General features: G+C 60.4%; 28 protein-coding genes. 11 read left to right on the forward strand and 17 right to left on the reverse strand.

Annotation, left to right across the window (positions count from 1 at the left end; genetic code table 11):
- Positions 1–300, reverse strand: coding sequence for a flagellar transcriptional regulator FlhD (locus AWB82_RS08470; RefSeq protein WP_086966702.1), 300 nt, complete (start codon positions 298–300; stop codon positions 1–3).
- A 452-nt stretch (positions 301–752) separates the two neighbouring features.
- On the opposite strand from AWB82_RS08470, the gene imuA reads away from it, so the two are divergent.
- Genes imuA through AWB82_RS08485 form a run of 3 tightly spaced genes read left to right on the forward strand, consistent with a single transcriptional unit; the run spans position 753 to position 6016 of the window.
- Positions 753–1460 carry a translesion DNA synthesis-associated protein ImuA gene (imuA, locus tag AWB82_RS08475; RefSeq protein WP_086966703.1) on the forward strand — a complete coding sequence of 236 codons (708 nt, stop codon included), beginning with the start codon at positions 753–755 and terminating at the stop codon, positions 1458–1460.
- The gene (locus AWB82_RS08480; protein WP_200818069.1) at positions 1384–2868 is read left to right on the forward strand and encodes a Y-family DNA polymerase; all 1485 of its coding nucleotides are present in this window, start codon (positions 1384–1386) and stop codon (positions 2866–2868) included. The genes imuA and AWB82_RS08480 overlap by 77 nt, the downstream gene beginning before the upstream one ends.
- Before the next feature lie 4 nt (positions 2869–2872).
- A complete protein-coding gene (locus AWB82_RS08485) occupies positions 2873–6016 on the forward strand; it encodes an error-prone DNA polymerase (RefSeq protein ID WP_086966705.1) in 3144 nt (1047 codons plus the stop codon).
- A 110-nt stretch (positions 6017–6126) separates the two neighbouring features.
- Here the strand turns inward: AWB82_RS08485 and AWB82_RS08490 are convergent, their stop codons facing one another.
- The 3 genes from AWB82_RS08490 to AWB82_RS08500 form a co-directional block, all read right to left on the reverse strand.
- Positions 6127–6768, reverse strand: a complete 642-nt coding sequence (locus tag AWB82_RS08490) for a hypothetical protein (RefSeq protein WP_235023222.1) — start codon at positions 6766–6768, stop codon at positions 6127–6129.
- A gap of 104 nt (positions 6769–6872) precedes the next feature.
- Positions 6873–7349 (reverse strand): hypothetical protein, encoded by a 477-nt coding sequence (locus AWB82_RS08495; protein WP_086966707.1) that lies wholly within the window; start codon positions 7347–7349, stop codon positions 6873–6875.
- A 338-nt stretch (positions 7350–7687) separates the two neighbouring features.
- The gene (locus AWB82_RS08500; protein ID WP_159462574.1) at positions 7688–9139 is read right to left on the reverse strand and encodes a tetratricopeptide repeat protein; all 1452 of its coding nucleotides are present in this window, start codon (positions 9137–9139) and stop codon (positions 7688–7690) included.
- 782 nt (positions 9140–9921) lie between these two features.
- Between AWB82_RS08500 and AWB82_RS08505 the strand changes: the two genes are divergently transcribed.
- Positions 9922–11148, forward strand: coding sequence for an ISL3 family transposase (locus AWB82_RS08505; protein WP_086966785.1), 1227 nt, complete (start codon positions 9922–9924; stop codon positions 11146–11148).
- A 33-nt stretch (positions 11149–11181) separates the two neighbouring features.
- Here AWB82_RS08505 and AWB82_RS08510 read toward each other — a convergent pair whose 3' ends face one another.
- The 11 genes from AWB82_RS08510 to AWB82_RS37000 all read right to left on the reverse strand — a co-directional run bounded on the left by AWB82_RS08510 (position 11182) and on the right by AWB82_RS37000 (position 18290).
- On the reverse strand, positions 11182–11487 hold the full coding sequence (locus tag AWB82_RS08510) for a Txe/YoeB family addiction module toxin (protein ID WP_074171417.1): 306 nt from the start codon (positions 11485–11487) through the stop codon (positions 11182–11184).
- Positions 11432–11734 (reverse strand): type II toxin-antitoxin system Phd/YefM family antitoxin, encoded by a 303-nt coding sequence (locus AWB82_RS08515; RefSeq protein ID WP_061163049.1) that lies wholly within the window; start codon positions 11732–11734, stop codon positions 11432–11434. Before AWB82_RS08515 ends, AWB82_RS08510 begins: the two co-directional genes overlap by 56 nt.
- 693 nt (positions 11735–12427) lie before the next feature.
- Positions 12428–13951 carry a hypothetical protein gene (locus AWB82_RS08520; RefSeq protein ID WP_086966709.1) on the reverse strand — a complete coding sequence of 508 codons (1524 nt, stop codon included), beginning with the start codon at positions 13949–13951 and terminating at the stop codon, positions 12428–12430.
- A 325-nt stretch (positions 13952–14276) separates the two neighbouring features.
- On the reverse strand, positions 14277–15362 hold the full coding sequence (locus AWB82_RS08525) for a hypothetical protein (RefSeq protein ID WP_077161750.1): 1086 nt from the start codon (positions 15360–15362) through the stop codon (positions 14277–14279).
- 138 nt (positions 15363–15500) lie between these two features.
- Positions 15501–15791 (reverse strand): DUF2471 family protein, encoded by a 291-nt coding sequence (locus tag AWB82_RS08530; protein ID WP_077161749.1) that lies wholly within the window; start codon positions 15789–15791, stop codon positions 15501–15503.
- A 14-nt stretch (positions 15792–15805) separates the two neighbouring features.
- The gene (locus tag AWB82_RS08535) at positions 15806–16024 is read right to left on the reverse strand and encodes a hypothetical protein (RefSeq protein ID WP_008343311.1); all 219 of its coding nucleotides are present in this window, start codon (positions 16022–16024) and stop codon (positions 15806–15808) included.
- A 32-nt stretch (positions 16025–16056) separates the two neighbouring features.
- Positions 16057–16233: a hypothetical protein gene (locus AWB82_RS37910; protein WP_198066187.1), complete on the reverse strand. Its 177-nt coding sequence runs from the start codon at positions 16231–16233 to the stop codon at positions 16057–16059.
- 16 nt (positions 16234–16249) lie between these two features.
- Positions 16250–16651 carry a type II toxin-antitoxin system VapC family toxin gene (locus AWB82_RS08540; RefSeq protein WP_077161748.1) on the reverse strand — a complete coding sequence of 134 codons (402 nt, stop codon included), beginning with the start codon at positions 16649–16651 and terminating at the stop codon, positions 16250–16252.
- On the reverse strand, positions 16651–16887 hold the full coding sequence (vapB, locus tag AWB82_RS08545) for a type II toxin-antitoxin system VapB family antitoxin (protein WP_077161747.1): 237 nt from the start codon (positions 16885–16887) through the stop codon (positions 16651–16653). The genes AWB82_RS08540 and vapB overlap by 1 nt, the downstream gene beginning before the upstream one ends.
- Before the next feature lie 220 nt (positions 16888–17107).
- Positions 17108–17482, reverse strand: a complete 375-nt coding sequence (locus AWB82_RS08550; RefSeq protein WP_086966710.1) for a hypothetical protein — start codon at positions 17480–17482, stop codon at positions 17108–17110.
- Between the two features lie 436 nt (positions 17483–17918).
- The gene (locus AWB82_RS37000) at positions 17919–18290 is read right to left on the reverse strand and encodes a hypothetical protein (RefSeq protein WP_143756691.1); all 372 of its coding nucleotides are present in this window, start codon (positions 18288–18290) and stop codon (positions 17919–17921) included.
- Positions 18291–18603: 313 nt separating this feature from the next.
- Here AWB82_RS37000 and AWB82_RS08560 point away from each other — a divergent pair, with 313 nt between their 5' ends.
- The 7 genes from AWB82_RS08560 to AWB82_RS08590 all read left to right on the forward strand — a co-directional run bounded on the left by AWB82_RS08560 (position 18604) and on the right by AWB82_RS08590 (position 23727).
- The gene (locus tag AWB82_RS08560; protein ID WP_235023223.1) at positions 18604–19824 is read left to right on the forward strand and encodes a CAP domain-containing protein; all 1221 of its coding nucleotides are present in this window, start codon (positions 18604–18606) and stop codon (positions 19822–19824) included.
- A gap of 82 nt (positions 19825–19906) precedes the next feature.
- Positions 19907–20410, forward strand: coding sequence for a DUF2726 domain-containing protein (locus AWB82_RS08565; protein ID WP_086966712.1), 504 nt, complete (start codon positions 19907–19909; stop codon positions 20408–20410).
- A 95-nt stretch (positions 20411–20505) separates the two neighbouring features.
- Positions 20506–21447: a hypothetical protein gene (locus tag AWB82_RS08570; protein WP_086966713.1), complete on the forward strand. Its 942-nt coding sequence runs from the start codon at positions 20506–20508 to the stop codon at positions 21445–21447.
- Positions 21444–21626: a hypothetical protein gene (locus tag AWB82_RS08575; RefSeq protein WP_053572589.1), complete on the forward strand. Its 183-nt coding sequence runs from the start codon at positions 21444–21446 to the stop codon at positions 21624–21626. Before AWB82_RS08570 ends, AWB82_RS08575 begins: the two co-directional genes overlap by 4 nt.
- Before the next feature lie 189 nt (positions 21627–21815).
- Complete coding sequence (locus tag AWB82_RS08580; RefSeq protein ID WP_235023224.1) at positions 21816–22625, forward strand: CsgG/HfaB family protein; 810 nt, start codon at positions 21816–21818, stop codon at positions 22623–22625.
- 101 nt (positions 22626–22726) lie between these two features.
- Positions 22727–22921, forward strand: coding sequence for a YqaE/Pmp3 family membrane protein (locus AWB82_RS08585; RefSeq protein ID WP_086966714.1), 195 nt, complete (start codon positions 22727–22729; stop codon positions 22919–22921).
- 323 nt (positions 22922–23244) lie between these two features.
- Positions 23245–23727, forward strand: a complete 483-nt coding sequence (locus tag AWB82_RS08590; RefSeq protein ID WP_086966715.1) for a hypothetical protein — start codon at positions 23245–23247, stop codon at positions 23725–23727.
- 5 nt (positions 23728–23732) lie between these two features.
- On the opposite strand, the gene AWB82_RS37595 is transcribed toward AWB82_RS08590, so the two are convergent.
- A complete protein-coding gene (locus tag AWB82_RS37595; protein WP_159462575.1) occupies positions 23733–23891 on the reverse strand; it encodes a hypothetical protein in 159 nt (52 codons plus the stop codon).
- 96 nt (positions 23892–23987) lie between these two features.
- On the reverse strand, positions 23988–24698 hold the full coding sequence (locus tag AWB82_RS08595) for an SOS response-associated peptidase (RefSeq protein ID WP_086966716.1): 711 nt from the start codon (positions 24696–24698) through the stop codon (positions 23988–23990).
- Positions 24699–24749 lie beyond the last annotated feature (51 nt).

Below are 24749 nucleotides of genomic sequence, written 5' to 3' on the forward strand. Positions count from 1 at the left end.
TTAGGCCGCCAGCAGAGCGTCATTGGTGGCGGTCGAGATCGAAGCTTCGTTGCTGCGACCAGCGAGGCCCGCGAGCATCGCATCGGCGCTCATGCGGAAAAAGCACAGCAATTGTGACGACGACGCGAGCTTTTCCGTTTGCGCCGGCGAGAGCTTGAGCAGCGTATCCGCCATTTCCGCGGACAGACCCAAATGCGACCGTGCCGCCTCGCAATCCGACGCCAGGACGCGTCGCGCGAGCATCAGGTACGACAGGTTTAATTCGCGGATCGAACCAAGGTCAGAAGAGGCGTGGATCATGGCGGCGGACTAGGTAGTGAGTTCGGCTTGCTCGTTGGCGCCGTTCGTCAGGGCGCGAGTGAATTGTCTGACTACGGACCGTCGTTTGCAACATTTAGTTACACGCGGTAGTCGTTTGCTACAGCAAATACGTCTCGCGCAATCGTTCGCGAAGGAAGTTTTATTTCCTTCTTTCGATGTATGTCATATGCGTATTTACCAATCCAGGTGATCAAGACCGGATAGATATTGCTCAGCGGCATGCCGCTTGCAGCTTCCTTTCTGGTTCGCGCCGCGCGTGCGGAACGACGATTTCGGTAACGTCTACTCGATAAGGAGTTACCCGACTGATGCGCGAAAACGACAGAGTTACCTTCGCGATCGAATCAGACCCGGGCCGCTGACTTAGACCCCGGACCGTTCGCTGCCCGCATCGTGTAGACTACTGTACAAACATACAGTATGGGGTGAACATGGGAGCGTTGGCCCTCGAAGACATTCATCCATCGATTTGGCGCGGCTCGCAACTGGCTTCTGCTCGCGTGAACGTCGTGCCGTGTGGATCTGAGACGCTTGCCGCAGAACTTCCGGGAGGCGGTTGGCCCAAAGGCGCGCTCACCGACTTACTGGTCCAGCAGCCCGGCGTTGGTGAGATGCGATTGCTATTGCCGGCGCTCAAGGCTGTCGCGCAACGACGCATTGCTTTCCTGCAGCCGCCTCATCGCTTTCAACCCGAAGCAGCGGCGTACTGGGGCCTGCCTGAGACGTCGATTAACGTCGTGCATGCCCAGAAGACCGCCGATGCACTCTGGGCGGGCGAGCAGATCCTTCGCACGGGTACGTTCGGCGCGTTGATCTTCTGGCAAACGCATGTGCGACCGGAAGCGCTACGCCGCCTGCACCTTGCCGCGCAGACGAGCGAATCGCTGTTCTTCATGGTGCGGCCGCTCGCTGCCGCGAGCGATACGTCGCCTGCCCCGCTTCGCATTGCTGTTCGCCCTGCGCGCGACAGCGTTTCATTGGAGTTTGTGAAGCGCCGCGGCCCGGCGCGTGATGAGCCGCTTGTCGTTGGATTGACCCATTCGCCTATCCTGTTGAATCGCCATGCAAGTGTGGATCGGCGTGTATCTGCCGCACCTCAGCCGAGAAGTCTTCCAGCCGAACTGGTCGTCCACGAGTGAGGCGGGCTTGGGGTCGGGCGTGGGCTTAGTCGTGCTCGACCACGAGCGTGTCGTTGCGCTCGATCAGGCAGCGCACGAGGCGGGTGTTCGCATCGGCATGCGCAAAGGCGGCGCTCTCACGCTCGCGCCCGATGCGCGCATTCACGACAAAGACGAACTGAAGGAGCAGCAGGCGGTCGCGGACGTGTCCACCGCCCTCATGCAGTTCAGCCCGCAAGTGTCGATCGCTGAGGAGCAGACGGTGCTGGTCGACGTCTCCGCGAGCTTGCGCTTATTCGGTGGCGTTCGCGCGCTCAGACGCGCGATCCGCGCCTCGCTCTCCGCCTTCGGCTTCACGGCGCGGATGAGCGTCGCGCCCACTGGCCAGAGTGCATGGCTCATGGCCCGCTATCGCGGCGGCCGACGTCTCTCCATCCGCTCGCTGATGCGTCAATTGCCGCGCTTGCCCGCCCTGCTCGTTCTTGAAGCCCGACGCTACGCCGACTGGTTCGACGGCCTCGGATGCACGAGCGTCGCGGACCTGCGGCGCTTGCCGCGCGCCGGTCTGAAAAAGCGCTGCGGCACGGCGCTACTGGATACGCTCGATCGCGCCGTTGGGGAAGCACCCGAACTCTACGAATGGGTCCAGACGCCGCCGTCGTTCAACGCTCGCGTCGAATTACCCGATCGCGTCGAGCACGCGGAAGCCGTCCTCTTCGTGGCGCGCCGGCTCATCGTGCAACTGACCGGCTGGCTCGCGAGCAAGCAACTGGCACTCACGCGCTTTTCGATCGACCTCGAACATGAACGAGGGCGCGCGGCGTTGCCGCCAACGACGATTGAGGTGGCGCTCGCCGAGCCGACGTGGCACGAGGAACACCTGACGCGCTTGCTCAAAGAACGGGTTGGACGCGTCGAGTTGGCGGCCGCGGTCATCGCTGTGCGACTTGAAGTGAATGACGTTGAAGCCGCCGAGCCGCCGTCCGACACGCTATTCCCCGAGCCGGGCGGCAGCGCGGCCGACCACAACCGGCTAATGGAGTTGCTCGTCGCGCGTCTTGGCCACGAGAACGTCTTGCGCGCGGCACCTGTGGCCGATCATCGGCCCGAGATCGTATCGAACTGGGTGTCGGTGTCGAGCGATGTGAAAGGCTGTCCGCTGCCCGGCGATCAGCCGCGCCCTTCATGGTTGCTTGAAACGCCCATCCAGTTGATGACGCGCCAGCACCGGCCGTTCTACGGCAGTCCGCTGCGCACCGTGTCGCCCGGTGAGCGCGTCGAAGCGGGATGGTGGGGAGGCGAGCTCGTCACGCGCGACTACTTCGTCGCGGAAGCGGACGACCATACCTGCTACTGGATCTACCGCGAGCGCGTCGGCAGTCGCGCCGAAGAAGATCCTCGATGGTTCCTGCACGGCCTGTTCGGGTGATGCGATGGACCTGTATACATCCATGCTGCCCGGCTACGCCGAGTTGCAGTGCTTCTCCAACTTTACGTTCCTGCGCGGCGCGTCGCACTCGGAAGAACTGATTCTGCGCGCCGAGCAGCTCGGATACCCCGCGGTCGCGATCACCGACGAGTGTTCGCTCGCCGGTATCGTCCGCGCGCACGTGGCCGCGAAGGAAGCGAATATCCGGCTCATCGTCGGCGCGCATTTCGAGTTGACCAATGCCGACGGCACACCCGCCCTCGCCTTCACAGCGCTCGCGATGAACCGCAACGGCTATGGGAACCTGTCGGAACTCATCACGCTTGCGCGCACGCGGACATCTAAAGGCACGTACCTGCTGACGCCGAACGATCTCGCACGGCCCGAAGCGCCGTATGAGCACCTCAAAGGTCTACCCGACTGCCTCGTCATCCTCTCGCCGGAATATCCCGCGAAAGAGGAGCGACTGGATGCGCAGATGGAATGGCTCGCCCGCACGTTTGAAGGCCGTTGCTGGGCGGCGCTGACGCTTCATGCCCGCGCGATGGACGATATTCACCGCGGGATCGTCGAGTACGTCGCGGACCAACACGGCGTCCCGGTGGTCGCCACTGGCGGCGTCACCATGCACGTGCGATCTCGCAAGCCGCTGCAGGACACGCTAACCGCTGTGCGCCTGAACCGGTCGATTGCCGAGTGCGGGTTCGAGCTCGCGCAGAACGCCGAGCAGCACTTGCGCGCACGGCTACGGCTCGCGAATCTCTATCCCGAGCGGGCGCTGGCCGAGACGTTGACGATCGCCAATCGCTGCACCTTTTCGTTGGATGAACTGCGCTACGAGTACCCGGACGAACTGATCCCCGAAGGCACGAACCCGACCGCCTATCTGCGGCAGGAAACTTACATTGGCGCGCATCGCCGCTTTCCCCAAGGCATACCGCACAAGGTGCAGACGCAGATCGAGCACGAACTCGCGCTCATCGCCGAGCTGCGGTACGAGCCGTATTTCCTAACCGTCTATGACCTTGTTCGCTTCGCGCGCAACGAAGGAATCCTGTGTCAGGGGCGTGGGTCGGCGGCGAACTCTGCGGTCTGCTACTGCCTGGGCGTCACCGAAGTCGACCCCGCACGCAGCTCGATGCTGTTCGAGCGCTTCATCTCCAAGGAACGCGGCGAGCCGCCCGATATCGACGTGGACTTCGAGCACCAGCGGCGTGAAGAGGTGATCCAGTACATCTATCGCAAGTACACGCGCACTCGCGCGGCGCTCGCGGCTGCCGTCACCACCTACCGGCCGAAATCTGCACTGCGGGATTCGGGCAAGGCACTGGGCGTCGATCCGATCATCGTCGACAAGGTAGCCAAGTCGCACCACTGGTTCGACTCCAGTGCGGACCTGCTCAACCGTTTCGTTGAATCCGGCCTCGACACCTCGACACCCATCATTCAGCAGTGGGCGAGCCTCGCATCGCAATTGCTGAACTTCCCGCGTCACCTGTCGCAGCACACCGGCGGCTTCGTCATTGCGCGCGGCAAACTCTCACGGCTCGTGCCGATCGAAAACGCCGCGATGGTCGATCGCAGCGTGATCCAGTGGGACAAGGACGACCTTGAAGCGCTTGGGCTTCTGAAGATCGACGTGCTGGCGCTCGGCATGCTGTCAGCGATTCGACGCACCCTGGACCTGATCTCCAAACAGCGCGGCGAGCCATTTGAATTGCAGGATATTCCGGCAGAAGACGCGAAGACGTACGAGATGATCTGCCGCGCCGATACGGTTGGCGTCTTTCAGATCGAATCACGTGCGCAGATGAGCATGTTGCCGCGCCTGCAGCCGCGCCAGTTTTATGACCTCGTGATCGAAGTCGCGATCGTGCGGCCGGGCCCCGTCCAAGGCGGCATGGTCCACCCGTACCTGCGCCGGCGGCAAGGGCTGGAAGCTGTGTCATTCCCCTCGCCTGAGATGGAAACGGCGCTCGCTCGCACGCTCGGCGTGCCGATCTTCCAGGAGCAGGTGATGCAGGTCGCCATGCTCGCAGCTGGCTTCAGCGCCGGCGAGGCCGACCAGCTCCGCCGCGCAATGGCCGCATGGAAGCGAAAAGGCGGACTGCAGCACTATTACGACCGCATCGTGAACGGCATGCTCGATCGTGGCTACGACCGCGAGTTCGCTGAATCGATCTTTGCTCAGATCCAAGGCTTCGGCGAATACGGCTTTCCGGAGAGCCACGCGGCGAGTTTCGCTCTCCTCGTCTATGCGAGCAGCTGGCTCAAGTGCCATGAACCGGCGGCGTTTCTCTGCGCGATGCTCAACAGCCAACCGATGGGCTTCTACTCGCCCTCACAACTTGTGCAAGACGCAAAGCGCCATAAGGTCCGCGTGCTGCCGATCGACGTCACGATAAGCAACTGGGATTCATTTCTTCAAGGCGACGGCCCGATGGCGCCGGTGCGGCTCGGCATGTCGCTCATTCGCGGCATGCGGGAGGAATCGGCTGCACGCATTGAAGCCGCGCGGGCGGTACGCCCCTTTGAGTCGGTCAACGACCTTGCTAACCGTGCACGCCTCGATCGTCGCGACCTCCAGTTGCTGGCGGACGCGAACGCCCTTTCCGCGCTATCGGGGAATCGCCGTGAGGCGCTCTGGCAGGCGGTGGCAGCGGTACCCGACAAGGACTTGTTGCGCGCCACTGCCCGCGAGGAAGAACTGCCGGTGCTCGCCGCGCCGAATGAGGCGCAGGAGATCGTCAGCGACTATCGCTCGACGGGCTTGACATTGAATCGCCACCCTCTCGCGTTGCTGCGTGAACGGCTCGACGAGAAGAAGATCTTCGCAGCCTCGAAGCTCGCGACCTATCCAAACGGGCGGCTTGCGAAGGCATGCGGCATCGTTACCGTCCGCCAGCGGCCGGGCACAGCGAACGGCGTGCTTTTCATCACGTTGGAGGACGAGACCGGCCAAATTAACGTGATCGTCTGGCCGTCGCTCGTCGAGAAGTTTAGAAAGGAAGCGCTGGGAGCGTCGCTGCTTGGCGTCTATGGCGTGTGGCAGAAGGAAGGCGAAGTAAAGCACCTTGTCGCAAATCGACTCGTTGACATGACCGCGCTCCTCGGCAACTTGGCGACGTCGAGCCGAAATTTTCACTGAACTTGGCACCGCTGACCAAGATCGACCCAACCCGGCCGCTCGACATGCCTCCTTCGAAATGGCCCCTTTTGAAGTACAACGGCCACACAAGCACCGTCTCGTAGTCTCCCCTATTCGGGCGTGGAGACAGCAGGCGTTTTCGCTGTGACTTCAGCGAGCCGACGATTGTGCTCAGCTTGCGCCGCGTCGATCTGTCGTATCAGTTCTCTCAGCTCCTGGTCCCGGTTCCAGCCGTTGGGCGCAGGATCGTCTTCAAGCGGCATCCCAACGTGCTTCCGGAGCTGCCGCGCCAAGTCTGAGGCCTGGAGGCCGAGACTCGCATATTCTCGCCTCCTCTTGCGAAAGTAGTCGGTGTGGTCGGGGTAGTCGTCGTCGAACTCTGCGATACCAGCCAGCCAGCTCTGAAGCTGCTCATGCTGGTCAGGAAGTCGCAAAATCGCGTACATCAGATCGACGGGCAACACCTTCCACTCGACGTCAATATCAAGTGGTTGAAAAACGGGTGGCGTTGTGGTCGGCGTGAACTCTTCACCGTCTGGGCCTGCGGGGCGTCCGTACGCGGTGCCGTCGTCAAAAGCGACGTGCGAACAGCCATTGGCAAAGCGGTCGAGGTGCGACACCACGATGATGGCCAGGTATTCAGTAGCTTTCCGGCGTTCGCCGCGATGGACCAGCCATTCCTTTACGGCCACGAACGAATTGCCAAACAGCACTCCGCTGATGCCCGATACAGCGGAGATGATCGCTGACACATTCCCGGTATCCATCTATCCCCTTGTCCCTTGCTGGGCAAGCCATGTATGGACGTGCAGTATAGCGGGACCCGGTACTTTGCCATCTGCCGTCATTTCGGCCGCTACTTCTCTTTCTTGGTAACGGCTTCATGAAGGTACCCTTCCAAGCGGGCCTCGTTCAGTTCCAACGTCAGCGCCGCAAGCGTCTCCGCAAGGTCGCGCAGTTCGCTTACTGTCGGCCATGCGTGCGATGCGCCGCCCGAATGTCTGCGACCTGACTCCGCGTCCAGCTCCTTCAGCCACACGCTATGAATGAAGTCATTGCGTTTCTCCGTCGCACGCTTGCAGCGCTCCAGTAGCGCTTGTAGCTTGAGCAAGGGCACGCCTTCGCGGAGTTCTTGGCGCGCGAGCTTCTTGATTCGTTCCCTCAGCTGCGAGGAACCGTCGTACGCGGTAGCGTCGAGTGCCTCACCAAGATCTAGGCGCGCCAGTGTCTTGATGGTCATGCGCAGCGTGTAGTTGAGATGCTCCTGCCTCAGCGCAACTTCGCCAATCGCAGCCAACAGGGTCGTGTCGGAAGGCACGTCAAACCTCATCATCTTCGCCACATCTCCTCACCGTGTCCGTCGCTCTGTCCCGGCGCGGTCCCGGCCCCACAGATCGCTTCTAACACGCGGTTGAGCGTCGCTTGTTTCGACGGACCGCCCTCGACCCTGAGCAGACGGTCGACGCAAGCTGAAGCAAATGCCGCATGAAAACGTGGAGCGGTCAGTCAACTGGAACCGACTCGATGTGCATAACCCCCAGCCGCCGTTACACGTGACGCACTTCGCTACGCTGTCGGCATGGCCATACACCCTAATGCAATTCAAAGGCATCCGAATTCGGTTCTCGGCACCAATCAAGCTCTAAAAGCGCTGTACACGGTGCGGGCATCTCAACCGATCTTGAGTCGATTAAGGACCGCTTGAGCTTTGGAACTTCCCTGTTCTGCGGCTTTTCGATACCAGCGGACTGCCTCAGTCTCATCCTTTTTCACGGCGATCCCGTTGTAGTAGTACCAACCTAAAGCGTACATTGCATCAGGGTCTTGTTGGGCTGCAGCTTTGCGATACCAGCGCATCGCCTCTGACTTATCTACTGCCAAGCCGGCCAGTCCTTTAGAATGGTACACGCCAACTTCGTATTGTGCCGCTGCGTTGCCCTGAACGGCAGCTTTCCGGAACCAACTAAGCGCCTCCACGTCGCTCTTCGTTACGCCACCCTCACCCAAGTCGTAGTTCAGGCCGACATAGTACTGCGCACCAGGCTGGCCTTGGTCAGCAGCTTTTAGGTACCAACGCATCGCCTCCACGTCGTCCTCTGTTACGCCGCCAATACCGGACTCATAGTTTAGGCCCACGGCGTACTGCGCCTCCGGATGGCCTTGGTCCGCAGCCTTGCGGTACCAGCGCATAGCCTCCGCTTCGTCCTTGCCTACACCGCCAGTTCCTTCGTCGTAATATCGGCCCAAGGCGTACTGCGCGTCCGGATGGCCTTGGTCCGCAGCCTTGCGATACCAGCGCAACGCTTCAGCATCGTCCTTCGTCAAACCTCCTGCGCCTTCCGCGTACATAAAGGCTAGGTTTGCCTGTGCCTTCCAGTCTCCCTGTGCGGCAGCTTTCTTATACCAACTCACAGCCTGCTTTTCGTCCTTAGCGAGTCCACCTAACCCTTCATCAGTCATGAAGCCCAAAACGTTTTGCGCCACTGGATCGCCCGACTTCGCCGCAGTAGTTGCCCATTTAAGTGCTTCACCTTTGTCTTCTGGAACCCCCCGACCATTGAGATACGCCGACGCCAATAAGCCCATCGCGTGGGGATCGCCTTTTTCGGTTCCCTTTAGGTATAGCTCAGCCGCCATCGCGTAATCCTCTGATAGTCCGCCACGGCCTGTTTGGTACATGAACCCGAGATTCGCATAGGATTGCGGGTCTTTCTGTTCCATTGCTTTCTGAAACCAGAATACAGACTCAGGCCAGTTCTTTGCTACACCGAGACCGTCCCGAAGCATGGCCCCTATCGAGTTTTGCGACTTTGCATCACCCAACTCGGCGGCCTTCAGATAGAGGCTCGCCGCTTCGTTTAGGTTCTTTGGTACCTGTCCGCGCCCGACTAGATACGCATCCGCTCGTCGCCTTAGTTCGTTCACGTCAGCCGATGGCAGCGCCGACACGTCCCGCGCAGGGGACGCTGACCCGCTGTTGCTTTTAATAATGCCGACTTCGTGCAAGGTCGTTATCAGGCCCGCTATCGCTGCGATGACTACTGCGGCTTGCGCCAAGATGCCTGGTACCGTGAGCCACCAGCTACCTGTTTTAATAGATGAACCCTCGTTCGCTTCGGACACGTGTTTCTCCAAATATTCTGATGCTGATCAACGTATTTATCTATATAGATACTTCGATGTTTGAAGCGCCCGCTTGGCCACAACACACGGGCGCCGACGTTGAGCCGTGCAATCTGGTTCTAGAAATAGGGTATGTAGTTCATTCGAAGATGGCAAGCTCACTAGGGGTGCTTCGAACGACGGCGCAATAGCTGGCCAGAAGATTCGTTTAGCCACTAAGTATGCCCATACGGGTTCGCGACAAATTGGTAACGCGACCTCCGCATCCAACGCGACGATAAAAAGCTGGAGTATCCGAGATAAGTTGGTGCGCTTAATCGCTTTCCAGTAATCGAATGACCGTTAGCGGGCTGACGCGCCATCCGAATGGCGGAACGACGCGATGGACGAATGACGTTTCCTAGCCGGTTACTGCCTGACGGTCATCGGCGGCACGCGACCCACGCGCGACGTTCGCGGCATTGCTACGTCGATGGCCGGTCGCGAACGTACAGCGGACGTATCGCGGCAGAGTGTTTGTCGGCGTTTCGGATATCGTTGCGCAGCACCTTGACTTCGTCTGCGCTTTTGATGCACGCTCGAAAATTCCCTAAGCCATAAAAAAGAGCACCGTCTCCGGTGCCCTTCATTAGTTAATAGGCCTCTTTTGAATTCCAAGTGGGTGGTTTCGCGGGTCAAGGGCGGGCGCCCGGCGCAGCGAACCCTTGAGACGCCTTGAATCGACAAGCTGGGGCATGGCTGGTTGGGGCAGAATGCTGCAACCAGCAATGCGGGACGAAGCGATGACAAATCAACTCTTTGAAGCCGCCTTGGGAATCAAGACCCCGTGGTATGTGCAAGGTGTCGACTTCGATGCCGCCAAACGGCAACTCACGATTGCCGTGGATTTTGTCGCCGGCAGCCGCTTCGCCTACCCCGGGGTCGCTGGCGAGCACCCAGTGCATGACACGCAAATCAAGCGGCTGCGTCATCTCAATTTTTTCCAGCACGAGTGCCATCTGGAAGTGCGGGTGCCGCGAGTGCGCTTGCCGGACGGCTCGGTACGGCTCGCGCAGCCGGATTGGGTCGGCCAACTCGACGGCTTCACGTTGCTGTTCGAAGCGCTGGTGCTGATGCTGGCGCAGCAGATGCCGTTCGCCGCTGTGGCGCGCATCGTCAATCTGTCGTGGCATCGAGTGCATGCCATCTGTTCGCGTTATGTGGAACTCACGCTCGCGTCGGCGGACCTGTCGGACGTGAGCACGGTAGCCATTGACGAGACCTCGTACCGGCGCGGCCACCAGTATCTGACGCTGCTCGCTGATATGCAGGCGCGGCGCGTCGTGTTCGTCACGCCCGGCCGTGACGCGCAGGCGATTGAGAGCTTTGCGGCGTACCTTAGCCAACACCACGGCACGCCCGAGCAAGTCACCACCGTGAGCATCGACATGTCGCCCGCGTTCATCAAGGGCGTGGGCGAACATCTGCCCAATGCGCGAGTGACGTTCGACAAGTTTCACATCGTCGCCCATGCGTCCACGGCGCTTGATACGGTACGGCGCCAACAACAGAAAGCCGACCCGGAACTCAAAGGGATGCGCTGGACGCTGCTCAAGGACGCCAACAAACTGAATCTTGCGCAATTGACCGACCTCGAGGCGCTCGTCAGGCGGTACGCCACCAAGCGCACCGCCCGCGCATGGCTGTATCGCGAGCAACTGCGAGAGATTCTCGAACGCAAGCAAATCCATGTCGTCTCCGCGATGTTGCGGCAGTGGTGCACCAACGTCATGCGCTCAAAGGTCGAACCGATGAAGGACGTCGCGCGCCTGATTCGTCGGCACTTCGACGGCATCATCGCCTGGACTCAGACCCGGCAGACCAACGGTTTCATCGAAGCCATCAACGGTTTGTTTCAAGCGGCCAAGCGAAAGGCCCGCGGTTACACGCGCTTCACGACGATGCGCACGGTCCTCTTTCTGATTGCTGGCAAGCTCGACTTCTCCGCCTTCAACCCGCATGCCTCGTGAGCCCCGTTACCCACTGCTTTTTCAAAAGAGCCGTTAATAGTGATAGCGGCATTGCATCACGTGAATTACACCGGCTTGAACCACGTACACCAAGCGATCGCCTTTGGTGATTCGGCGAGACCAGAAGCCAGTAAGACTTCCTTTCAAGGGCTCGGGTTTGCCGGTTCCTCGAAACGGATCGCGCGATATCTCTTCTAGCAAACCGTTGATCTCGCGGACGACTGCCATGTCGGTTTTTTGCCAGAACAGGTAGTCATCCCATGCGTGGTCAGACCACGCAACCTTAACTGCGCTTACGGCCTCGGCTTTGTTCCGGGCCTTCTTTTTCTGCTGGTTCATTGCTCAAACCTCGAATGGAGGTCTTGCCAGCATTGAATTGGGCGATAGACTCGCTGAGCCGTTTCGCATTGGCAGGAGATTCAAGCAGCCGCAAGGTCTCCTGCATGCTGTTGAAGTCGTCAAGCGACATCAATACCACATGCTCTCCGCGTTGCCGGGTGATCACAGCAGGCTCATGATCCCGGCAAACGTCGTCCATCGCCTGCTTCAGGCCGGCTCGCGCCTCGCTGAAAGTCAGGATGTTCATCAAGAGCTCCAAGGGATCCTGTCCGATCCCGGCAATAGTCATCGTTAAATAGAGAGTTAAATTAGCGCCAGAAGTATCAGTATCGAGATCAGTAGTCGTTTAGCTTTGACAGTGTCAGTTCAATTTTCGTAAGCGGCGTCAGGATCAGTTTCAAGTATTAGATCATTGTCAGGCCGGAGGCTCGCTACAGCGGAGACTTTCCGGACAGGGAAAGATGCTGTGTCTGCTGAACAGTGCAACGGGGATCATTGTACCAATCTTTGTACCTTTGTCAATGAGCGCATGCCTCAAGGGCGTGACAAGCGTCGTGGCTTCCAACGCCCGGTGGAGCACTCGGAGGCCCGATAACGGGGGCGTACGCAAGGCAGGCCAAACCAAACCGTGACTGCGCCTGGCCATTCGGTCAGGTCCCGACGAGCCGCTTTTTAGTGAAACGGCGAACGTCAGCAAAGGCCGACCGAGCGCGCGTCAACAACCAGCGGGTTTCGGAGTGGACCGGCCGGCCGAGTGACCACTAGATGGCTGGGCGAGCGGTAGGAAGCGGCCGGCTACTGCCCGAGGCGGCCGGTCGCAGCCGACGTTGTTCGCGCTGGCGGATGAAACCCGCCGGCGGTTTAGAAATCAGGCAACGTCCATGGAGCCGCTCGTGGGCGCTGGAGGGGCGTCTGCCAAAGAGGCCGCGCCCCTTTCGCCTTACGCTGTTTGGCCCGAACGTTTTGCCGCGTGGTCAGCCAGGAAGGCGTCTATCCCATGGCTACGCGGGAACGCTTCCTTGACGGCGTCGTGCGTGACCGACCCCGCGTCGAGCAGGCGTGTCAGCTCGTCTTCCCAACGCACGAGGCGGTGGGCGGTCATGAACTCGTCGGCCTCCTTGAAGCGCTTTGGGGTTCCGAGTGCCCGCCCGTTGGCGATGTAAAGATCTGCGACAGACGCGGTGCTGTTGCTGCTGGTTCTGATATCGACAGTGGCGGCAATGGCAACAATGCGGCTCAGCAGGCTTTCCTCGTCCTTTGCACCACCGTAGCGCGACGAAGCCATGAACACCTGCGCGAGGTCACTGCCATAGGCACCGCTGATCAACAGCGCGTCCTTGCTCGCGCCCAGCAAATGGTCAGAACGGCTATAGCTCGGTGTGTAGATGATCCGGCGATACCCTTGGGCGTAGGCGCTCTCGATCGATGGGAGGAAAGGCAGCGCGCGAATCGCTTCCGGCACGTCCCAATCCTTCGACGGAGTGGAGCGGTGGCGGGGCATGACACGAGCCGCTGGGCCCGCGTGCTCGGTCAGTGCGAGCGATGCTGCCACCAGGTGGATGGCTGGGTGCTCGTCGATGGTCCCCGACCCGAACAGCAACAGGCCGCTCGTCTTCCCGGCGAGGGCCTCGCTAAGCGGGCCCATGATCGAGGCTGGGAAAGCGTCGGGCGTGGTCGCGGAAGGCACAAGCTCAATGCGGGGCCAGGGGCGCGCGAACGGCGTGCGCGGTTCCAGTTCCCCATCGTCCGTAACAACACCGGTCAACGCCGTGTCGTCATCCGTGTGGTCAGGACGCGACGTCACAAGGAGCTGAACATCCTGGTGAACGGTTTCCGGTGTGGGAGTGTCAACAAGTACGGCGATGCGATGCCCAGAGTTCAGGGCATGGTTGCACGCCATCTCGAGCCGCTCGCCCGCGTCATTCCACGATTGCTGGTCGAATTTCAACGGCCCGACGATGAGCAGCGTGCCGCTGGGTACCCGGTCTAGCCCGGACGACCATAGGCCGTACTCACCCAGATCGATGCTCCCGGCCCACTGATTGCCAGCACGTTCGGCGTAGACGACCGCGCCGTCGGTTGCGTCCTCGTAGACCTCCAGCAGGGCGTCGATAGCATCCTGCGAGGTGGTGATGTAGACGCCGGGAACGGGGCCCGCTGGCCAGACCTGCGGAGCCCTTCGGCTGACGACCGAGCCGGGCGGTGACAGGGCTGCGAGCAGTTCCTGCGGCGACCAGTCGACCGCGAAGCGCTTTTTCAGGCGGAACGCCAGGCGGCCGGTTGCTGCGGTGTCCAGTTCAGTTGCGGCGACGCGATCCGGAAACGCCATTACCTCGGGCCAGTTACGAAGTCCTGGGAGCGCGGCGATGAGGTCGAGCGATTGGCCGTGGCTAACGGAAGGGTGCGACGGCTGCAAAAGGCCGCGGACGACCGCAGCCAGCAGCTTCAACTGTTGAGTGTCCATTGTCTTCTCCTGGGCGGTACATCCGGTGCACGCTTTGCGGACCGCCCATCGAAAACAACGACGATTGAATGGGGTGGGTGCGGTTAAACATCGTCTTTGTCATGCCCCGGAGGGGCGCGCGCGGCAGGCGACGACAGCCAGCGGCAACTATATCAGGAAAAAGACGTCGATCGGAGCAGCAAACGCGTAGTCTCACCGTTCTCCGACAGTCGAACGACCGGTCGCGGAGGAGCAGCCGACGCCTGAACGGCGGACCGGTAACCCAACCGCCCGTCGGCTTATGGCCGAACTCGGTCGAGGCGAAGACCCTTGGATTCCCTGTACGTCAGAAACCGTAGGACGCATCGCCCCAACGTCGTAGGACACGATAGTCGTGTTCGGGCAAGACGATTAATCCTGCTTCCGCTGCTTCTAGCACCCGCTCCATCTGCCCACTTTTCACGAGATCGCCATGCAGCCCGTAGAAGTACCACGCGAAGGGCATTCCGATCCGTTCGTCGAACTGCGTGAGCTTCCCGTAAAGGCTGTACACGTCGAGGTCCCGCGTGTTCTTCAACTCGGCGACCTTGCGGGTATGCGCCCACTGAGGGACGAAGCTCAGCTCTCTGTCGCCCTGCTGGTCAACATAGTCTTGGGTGTTAAACGTCCAGCGTTGGCAGACGCGCTCCCCGCGGCGGCCGGCGCTTGAGTCCGTCCAGTCATCGAAGAAACGCCGACCGGACCATTGCATCTGGTCGTAACCGGGCGTGAGCTCTCGTATGGTCAGACTGCGCTGCTCACCGGTACTGCAGTCCGTCTCGATCACACGTCGATCGCCGCGTACGCGATGTCGATCGAGGTAAAGCTTCTCCGCAAGCTCCGCAAACCGTTGCATGTCGATTACCTCATGCAGTCGATACCGCGGCTGACCGAGCGAGCGTCGTTCGCACTGTTCGGCCCCCATGCTGCTCGACCCATGTCGCAGGTCGGTGACGTCTGGCAACCCCCAGCTGTCGGTGCGAGGGAGAAGCTCGCGCTCCACGAATTCTTGCTCTTCCCAAACTGCGATCTGGACGAAGTTGTCCTGTTTGCCGCCACGGTCGTGAACGAAGTAATGAAGCAATAGCGCGTTCTCGGTGACCAGGTATCCCGCATCCTTGTGCGCCAGCCATACCGCGCGTGCTGAACCGCCATGTACCTCCAGTTCCGCCTCGATCCACGCTCGATAGTCAGGCGAAATTTCACGGCCCTCGGCATCAATGATTCGAGCCGGTGATGGGCCGTATGTATCGCGCGTCATGACGTAACGCAGAGACCGGTAGTCGGTGCGTGTCGCGAACGTCGTCAACAAATCGGCGTGCTTTTTGGTGACCGGCGTTGCGGCGACGATAGTGCCCAATACGTCCGTTTGTAGCTCGTACTCTTTGCTCATGCTGGTGTCCTATAGCCGAGGGACGCTTATCGTCACAGGCTCGCATTCTTCCCGCCGGATCCCCGGTCGAGTCGCCGACGCCGAGTGCGCCGGCCACACTGGTCAGGTACATCGAGGTGGATTTTCGAGACGCCCTTGTCAGTTGATGCGATTCCATTCGGCGTAGATAGCGCCGAAGACCGTAGGGACCACATCGTGGCCTTCGAACGAAACCGGCCGTTCGTCATTTGGATAGCCCATCGCGGGAGAGGCCCGCAACATGCCGAGCATCCGCGCGCTGTGTTCGCCGGTGGATGCAACCTCACTGAGAACCTCCGACTCGATTTTATGAATTAGCGCCCAAGTCAGCGTCCCGGCCTGCCGATGGCGTTGCACGGCTGCAGGCACGGCGTCTTTCAGAGCCGCATCGGCGGCATACAGTGCGTCCATTTTTTCTCCGTTTCCTAATTGGGCAGTGCGTGCTTTCGTAGCAGTGCCCTGATCGCATCGTCGACGGTCGACCGGAGCACATACTCTGGACCTTGCGGAAGCAGCGCGGCGAACGCTTCACTCAACGAGTACGCGACCTCGGCCACATCGCGTTCACGAACGATTACCCTCAATCCAGCGGTAAGTTCGGCTTCAAGTTCACGATCGTTGATCCGGAGTTCGATAGTAGCCATCGTCTCATCTCCTATGCGATGCGTCGTTTCCCTCACTCGTGGTCGCGAAGGTCCGACAAGGATTCTTCGAGCATGTCCGCCGCGTCCAAATGGAGCCGCACCACGGTATCGGTTAGCGGCTCGCCGTTGGGCATCTTGCGTGACTCAGCAGAATCGCGCAAAACGTTAATCGCTGCCCGCAGAGCAAGCGCTGGAGTCAAATTGGACATGGTTCGTTTTCCGTGTTCAATCGCTAAGCCAGTTCTCGAGCCTGACGCCCGGATAACTGACAAAGTCTTTTGTGTTGTTCGTGACGAGAGCAACATCGAGCGCAACCGCATGTGCAGCGATCAGCTTATCCAGTTGGTCCTTCTTACGCTCGCGCGTAGCCTCACGAATCGGGCCATATGCCACCGCCGCCGCAGCATCGAACGGAGCCACCGGAATGTCCTCAATCAACGCGGCGAGGGTGCGCCGTTCTTTGGCCGGATTTGCACAAACTGCGACCCCGTATTCCAACTCTGCATACGTGATAGCTGACATGACCACGTCACCAACAACGCATTCCGCGAAGCGTTTTGCCACCTGCTCGGGCTGATTCTTCATCAGGTAGATGCACATATTGGTATCGAGCATGAAGCGCGGCATTACAGGCCCTCACGTTCTGCTTGCTCCTGCTCGCCTCGTCCCTCGGCCATAAAATCGGGGCTGAATCTGGCGAATTTCTTCAACACACCGGCAAGCGGTCGACGCGCCGGTCGGATGCGGATTTCATCGCCCACGCGTTCGATCTCAAGCTCAAGGTCGCTGCGATCATAGGCGAGGTCAGCAGGAATGCGGACGGCCTGGGAATTGCCGTTCCTGAAAACTCGCGTCGTTTGCATCTCGTTCCTCGTGGCGTGTGTACAATGGATGTACTATAAGCGATCGACGAACAAATGTAAATACGCGTGTGTACGCGGCTAGCCGGGCCGACCCAGTGAGCCGCAGGCGGTTAGCGACTACCTATCGCTGGACGCGCCTCACGTTCAACCGGCATCCTCTTGCGCTGCTGCGTGAACGGCTCAACGAGACGAGGATCTTTGCGGCGTCGAAGCTCGCCACCTATGCGAACGGCCGGTTTGCCAAGGCATGCTGCGCTGCGTCGATCTCGGATCCCGGCGGCCAGAGCATCGTCACGATGAACCGCGCTAGGGTTCCGCGTAGCTTCGCCTCCGCTCGCGCGCAATCCCTTTCCGCCTCCTGTGCCAGCTCGAGAACGACGAGGATCCCATCGGTCAAGGTCGTTAGCGTATGCAGGGGGTGCGCCGCCGTCGCCGGTCCGAAGGAGCTGGGCATGTCGGCGAGACCGGGGACAATGGGCTCGAGGTCGCTCGGAGAAAGGCAATCGCCCTCTTTCAGCGCGAACAGCGCCTCGGGGATGATCATCGGGTCAGCCGCCTGCACGGTGAACAGGACCGGACTGTCCGCGATTTTCATGACGCGACGCTTCCGGCGCGCGTATGCTTCCACTGCGCCAAGTCGGAGATACGTCGATCGTCGATGCGAGAAAACCATAGAGTCGGATGCGCGGACCTCGGCGCGAAAGGTAGACGCGTCCAATTTTACCCACGCGAAGCTATGTCGGCGCGTTGTTTGTGGGTCATCAGCGGCGTCTATCTGGCAGCGGATCAAGTTGTTATCTTCGTTCAGGCTTTCCGGCTCTAAGTGCTGCGGCGCTCACGTATCCGATGCGTCACTTGCCATGCCAGAAACACGGCGGGCGCGGAGAAGAGAAGGATTTGCCCGAGCAGGGAGGCGGGCCACATCATCCGAGCTATGACAGCCTCGCAAACTAGCAGCGCGACGAGTGCCGTCATAAAAACCTCCATTTGCATTTTTCCTCCGGGTTTCCCGTTGTCCGATATTTTTTCGGTCAGTTTGAGGCCGAGCCTTGTCCCGGCGCCCTCATCAGTACACGTACCGCTCTCAACGATGAGGCCGACAGCAGCAACAAGGACAAACCAAATGCCAGTATCGACCATGAAAAGACGGACCGCGAGGTTGCCGCCGAGTCAAGCATGCCCTGCGCCTCCAGCTTCCGTTCCCGGACATTTTCTACAGACGCCTTCGCCTCAGCGCTATCACCATGCATTACCTGATTAGTCGTTACTGCAATGAGCGTCGCCGCCAGCGTCGCATTCGAATTCGCAGAGAACGACGTTAAGGCCGTCGCTGCGCTAATACCGGTCGCGCCGACAGCCACCATCAACGCGATTGCGACAACTTTGTTTCCAAGCATTTTCATCTACCTCACCAGTTTTTTGCTTTCACTCGCGGCCTGAACCGCGACTTCGACGTGCCAACGCCCCGCCAACCCTTCTATCGGTCGCTTGACGGCGGCCTTTAGCGGTTCTGCTCCGTTCAGCGGCCGCGCTCAACCTTGCGAACGATACATCGCCGGCCATCGTCAGTTACGGGCGAAAGGCGCTCGAAAAATCGTAGCTTTCGCCCGCTCAGTAACCGGCGTTCTGTTCACCATGCTCATGCTGATCCGGGCTGGCATACCGAATTCGCAATAGTCCGCAGCGCGACCCTGCGGTAGGCGGGACTCCACCGCCTTGACAAGCGGCTTTTCGGACAACACTGGTTTGTCAACGATCCGCGCGCTTGCGACCGGATCGGTGAAGAGAAGAAGCGATCAGAGCGCCGTGGAGGCGTCCACGAACTTAACGAGGCTCGATTTGAAAAGATTTTGTTATGTATTGCCGTCCGTCCGCGTCACTGCGTTGACCGCGCTGACCATCGCCGTACTCGCCGCGTGCGGCGGCGGTTCCTCCGACTCGAACAGCACGAGCAAACCCGCGGGCGCTGGTTCCACCAACGCGGGCAACGAAGCCGGCTCTGTCGCCGCATCGCAGAAGGTGACATTCCTGCCTCCCGCGTCCAACCTGCAGCAGGTTACGCCCACCGGCGACGCGACAGTGGACGGCATAGCGTTCACAAACGCGGTTCGCCACAACGTCGGCTACCCGACGGCGATCGCAGTCGACAACGGCCTAACGACGTCATCTCAAAATCACGCCGCGTACCTAGTAGCGAACTCGACCATGGGCCACTACGAAACCGCTGGCCTGCCGGGCTATACGGGTGCATCACCTTTTGGCCGCATTGCGGCCGTGGGTTTCCCGAACGCTGCAACGGAGGTAACTATCTCGGGTGATGTCCGCGCATTCTCTAGCTCGCTGACCGCAGTCCAATTGATTTTTGACGCTCCCTACCACCGAATGGCGATGCTGGCGGACTACGCGCGCATGGGCGTAGGCAGTGTGAACAGCGCGACGTGGGGGGCCTTCAACATCGACTTCGGAGATCAGACCACTGACCTCAGTTCGTCGCAGGTTGTCGCTTATCCGTACGCTGGCCAAACAGGTGTTCCTACCAGTTGGTACGCATATGAAGACCCGGACCCGTTTGCCTCTGCGCCGCAGTACAGGCAGACCAACACCGGTTATCCGGTCACGATCCAGGGGAAGCTGTTTTCGAAGCTGAGTTCGGTGCACATCAGCATAGGTGACAGCGGCGGCAACACCGTGCTGTGTCAACTGCAAACGCCCGAGAACGACTCGCACCTGACGTCTGGCGCCATGTGCATCCCGTTCGCCCCGCTCACTGCCAGCTCGACGTACACGGTGCATGCAGTTGGCGTACTGACAGACTCCTTTGCAACGGGCGCGCCGGCGCATCCAATGGACCTGACGTGGTCATTTACCACGGCCAGCCCCAGCGATGCGAAGGCGAAAGCAGCTAGCCATGCCGGTCGCCCCCCGATAGTTCAATAACCGCCCTTTGACCCAGGGAGCGCGGTTTTGACCGGTCCCGATCGACCGCCGTCCGCGCTCTAACAAATGACACTGTTTGCCCATGCCAAACCATATCGCACCGGTGGCGTTGATCGCCGTTCTAGTCGCGCTTCTTCTCGCTATCGTGAGCAAAGCAGTCGCCTCGAAACCGAAGTACAAAGCAGTGCCACTTCTCACACCCAACGAGAAGGAGTTCTTCGGGCGACTTCGTCGCGCGCTGCCTGAGGCGTGCATCTTCCCGCAGGTCGCGATGTCCGCGATTATCCAACCCTGCGCTACCGGCAAGCAAAGGATGGTTGACTTGCGCCGCATCTCGCAGAAACGCGTGGACTTCGCGGTGTACGACAAGAGCCTGACTCTGCTTGCCGTCATTGAGCTCGATGATCGGACCCATGATGCTGCTCGGGACGCTGTCCGGGACGCATATCTGACGAGCGCTGGCATCCGGACGATCCGCTTTGAGTCTAAAGCAAAGCCCGACGAGCAGCGTATCCGTGCAACGCTTTACCCGTCCGAAACCGTCAGCAGTTCCACGACAGGCTCATCTCTTTTCGCGGGCGTCTGAGGCCGGCGTTGGTTCCTTGACTTCGCGGTGGTGTCGATAGGCTGGTTTGTGACGCGAACGAACTCGCGTCGCTATCGTCATCTAAGCGAGGTCCCATGGAACCCAACAAGAAAGAGCCCGTCGACGCGATGAAACTGATCAAGTCGCTCATCGACGTCATTCAAGCTGCATTTGCGGCCGCATGGAAAGCGGTCCTCCTCCTCGGCGGTCTGATACTGGTCGTCTACTGCTACTTCGAAAGCATCGTGCCCGAGGGTTTGTCGCTGGGCGATGCGTTCTTCTTGGCGTCCGCCGCGTTCTCATTCACCTGCATAGCATTGATCGGCGTCGGCTTCGGGGCCTTCTCGACGTTGTGGGCGCTCAAGCTTCTCGTTGTCGCCAACAACTTCCGCCTCAAGCGGCGCGGGGAGCCGCCGGCGGCTTCGCTGCATCGCGCAGTCGATAGCGGATCGATGGTTTTTATGTCGTTTCTCGTGGCACTCCCCCTTGCCTATCTGCTCGTTTTTGTCAGAGACCAGTCCCCCGACGCCCGCATGCACGCGACCCTTATGTTCTTTGCTGCTGTAGGCGCAATCACCGCGATCATCGTGCTGATCGTTCCGTCCAAAGTGCAGCAGCGCGATATTCGTCTCACGGTGGTCTTCTTGGCGGTGGCCATTTTTGGCGCGCTCGTCGCCACCCGCCCCGCTCTCCTGAATTTGTCGATGGTGAACCTCGGCGTGCGCTCAGCGCCCGGCCAAGTTGTGATCTTTTCCGATGCTGAGCATACGCAGTTGGCTGCGATCGCAACGGCGAGCGGTGTGAAGGTGCAGTTCTGCAAGCTTCCGACCACCGATAAGTGGGGTACGCGCGACGCCCGCGCCGTGTGGCATGGGGTCGGCGGAAGCTCGTACATACGGCTCTTCGACGAAACAAACGGGTCGCGCGACGTTCTCGTGCGGGCGAACCGCGCAGATGTCGAAGTGATCCGAGGGGACCGAACCAGCTTCGACTGCCCGCCGAAGGTGGCGGCTTCTCCGGACGGCAAGTCGTCATGACTCGCATCTACGCGACGCTGAGAAAGCGATACACCACTGAGGCATTGAAAGGCATGGGGTTCGTCAAGGACGGCGGGATGATGGTGAAGCGCGGGGCGATGCGTCGCGTTCGTGCTCAAGCGTCGAGCCTTGACGGCGTGTGGTGGCGAGTGACCCCGCTCGAGCGCCGCTGGCGTTAGACACCGCAGAAACGGAAAGACGCGCAAAAACATGCGTCTTTCCGAATCCAAGACGCGCCCACGGCCGGTAGCCTTGTTTTCGCTCATGAAAGCGTCTGCGCGGTGGCCGCGCAACCGCTGCTGGCTCAATCGGCCGTTGCGCCATAAATCAAGAATTCACGACTACAACGAGGAACCATGAAGCTCAAAATGATCGGCATCGTCGCCCTGTCCGTTTTCGCGCTGTCCGCTTGCTCACAGATGCAGCCGGGCGCGCAATCCGCCAAGACGGCGGCGACCGGTTCCGCTGCCGGCGAAGCGTCGCAGAACGCCAATGCAGGCCTGCAGCACTGCCCGGCGCCGCTCGGCACCGTGGCCATCGTCGAGGATACGGAAGCCCCGTGGTACGGCCTTCTCACTGGTCAATACCAGCTCGGATCGACGGTGCCTGTCCTGAAACTGCTCGTCCAGCAAAGCAACTGCTTCGTGATCGTCGATCGCGGCCGCGCGCTCGGCACGGCTATGGGCGAGCGCGCCCTGAACGCATCGGGCGAACTGCGCAAGACCTCCAAAATGCACAAAGGCCAGATGGTCGCGGCCGACTACACGATCAGCCCGAGCGTGACGTTCAGCAACCGCGACGCGGGCGGCGGCGCAGCGGGGCTCCTCGCATTCGTGCCCGTGGTAGGCGGTGTGCTCGCCGGTGCCGCTGGCACGATGAAGGCGCAGGAAGCGTCGACCATGCTGACGCTCGTCGACAACCGCTCCAGCGTGCAACTGGCGGCCGCCGAAGGTTCGGCGCGTAACGTCGACTTCGGCATGCTCTCCGGCGTGTTCGCCGGCGGCTTGGGCGGCGCAGGCGCTGCGGGCGGCGGTGCCTACGCACGGACCGCGCAGGGCAAGGTCGTCGTAGCCGCATTCACCGACTCGCTCAACAACCTCGTTGGCGCAGTTCGACAGTACCGCGCGCAGAACGTCAAGGGCGGCCTGGGGAACGGCGGCGCTCTTGTCGTCAACTGATCAAGTTGGGGCGGAAGGCAAGACGCACTCCCGCCCCGTTAAGGATTTGCTTAGTTGAGCCGTTATACCGGCGGTCTCATCGAACCATCAAGGAATTCAACATGCGCCTCTTTCTCGCCATCATCATCCCGTGGCTCCAGTTTTTCACGATCGGCCGTCCGATCGACGGAATCATCTGCCTGCTTCTGCAGATCACGCTGATCGGCTGGATCCCCGCCGCTATCTGGTCCGTTTTCGCACTCGGCCAGTACAAGACCGATCGTAAGATCGAGCGCGCGCTCGGCAGCCGGGCCTGAGAAACGACATGGGGCCGTCGCCGGGGCAGGAGCTTCACGTCGGTCGCCATTCTGGGATGAGCGTGATCGTCCGTTACGCATTCAACGTCGGGCGACTTCTGCTACGTCGAAGGATTACGTGGCAGACATTCAAGTATTCGCTTCGCGCGCGCCCGACCGCAGTTGCTGGCCGCGGTGGCGGCTACATCGTTGACCCGGAATTCGACTAGCAAACGATGCTGCGAGCGGCCCGCGTCGGTTGGTGTGGCCTCGACATCGACATCCGCGAGTGCGTTGGTCGCGGCCACAGAGCCGGGGATCTCATTTACGGGAAATAAATCGAAATGAACAAAGCAAAACTACTTGCATCAGTATGGGCGATTCTTGCGACGCTCGGAACCGCGCATGCTCAGCAGGTCATGGGCGCAAAATGCCCCGACGAGAACAATGGCGCGCTCGGCGATGCCGCATCGCATCGATCAGTCATTTGCGCCAACGCCAAGTGGCAGGATGCGATCGCGCCTCTGGCCACTGTCAATGTCGAAAAATACAACGAGGCCAAAGCTCTCGAGGCGTCATATGCCACTAAGGATTTGATCGGCCGTTGGAGAATCCAGCAGAGCAGCGACGGACACCGCCAATTCACGCTAGTGGCTAATGTCGTTGCGCTCAATTCCGACAATACGGCGCATGTCGTCATTGATTTAGATGATTCGGGCTCGCAGCAGCACGTTGACACAACGGTCCCGCTCAACGCTGCGACCGCCATTGCGACCGACCGCCGCGGCGCAGAGTACCGCATCACCGTCAAACGCACGCCCGCCTAACTGCTTCACGTGCAATCGACGATGCGACGCCTCTGTTGCATTACTCCCTCCAGCCGCCGATGACAATTTCCCCCTTCCACGTCGTTGGCGGCCGCCACCTGACGGGCGACCACCATCAGTTCGTCGTCGGTCAAAGTGGAATGCTCTTGCGTCGTCAGCAGCATGCCGACGCCGTTAGAACCGGCTTCCGGCCGAACATATGCCGCGATAAGTAGGCATCGCCTTTCTCCTGTTGTCCAGACCGGTATCGCTGCCCTCGATCAGCCGCCGTCGTCCGCAAGAAGAGATGCTTGCGCCAAGTCAACGTTAGGCGTTGCCTTCGGCTTTGCCGTTCGGGGCGGCAGAGGAAAGGGCTCCGCGTGCATCGCGTCGGCCGGATAAAGCTGCAGGAAGGACCGCGCTTCGTCCGTGCTTTTGCAAGACAACCAGTCCTCGTATCCGGTCTGCGGGATGATGACCACCGATCTTTTCTCCGATCCGGGCCTGTGGAAACGCTTCATCAACGGGTGATCTTCGGCGTTGACCGTCAACATGGTCATCGACAGGCTCGTTGAGCCCTCGGCAGGATCTTTCCATTCCCGCCACAACCCAGCGATCGCGAGCGGAGCGCCATCGGCCATGCCGATGCGCCAGCGCACTGCCTTGCCCGTCTCGTAGTCTGGCTCGTAGAACCGGCGGCAGGGGATCAGGGCGAGTTGCAGCTTGTTCCACGCCGTGCGAAAGCTCGTCTTCTGCCCGACCGACTCCGACCGCGCGTTCATCGTGTCGAACGCTTTCACCCCCTGCGGGATGAATTTGCGCGGGACGATGCCGAACGTCGCGGCGTCAGTCAAATACTCACCGTCGATCCGGCGAAAGATCGGCGCAGCATAGTCCTTGTAGATTTCCGGCTTGTAGTCGAAGTTCGGCACCGGAAACAGACTGAAGACGTCAAACGCGTCTTTCGGATTAGACTCGTAGCTCGTGCACACTTTTTCGCCCTCCGTTGTCGAAAATATACACGGAGGCGGATCGGCGCCCGC

Source organism: Caballeronia glebae (genome assembly GCF_001545035.1).
Taxonomy (GTDB): Bacteria; Pseudomonadota; Gammaproteobacteria; order Burkholderiales; family Burkholderiaceae; genus Caballeronia; species Caballeronia glebae.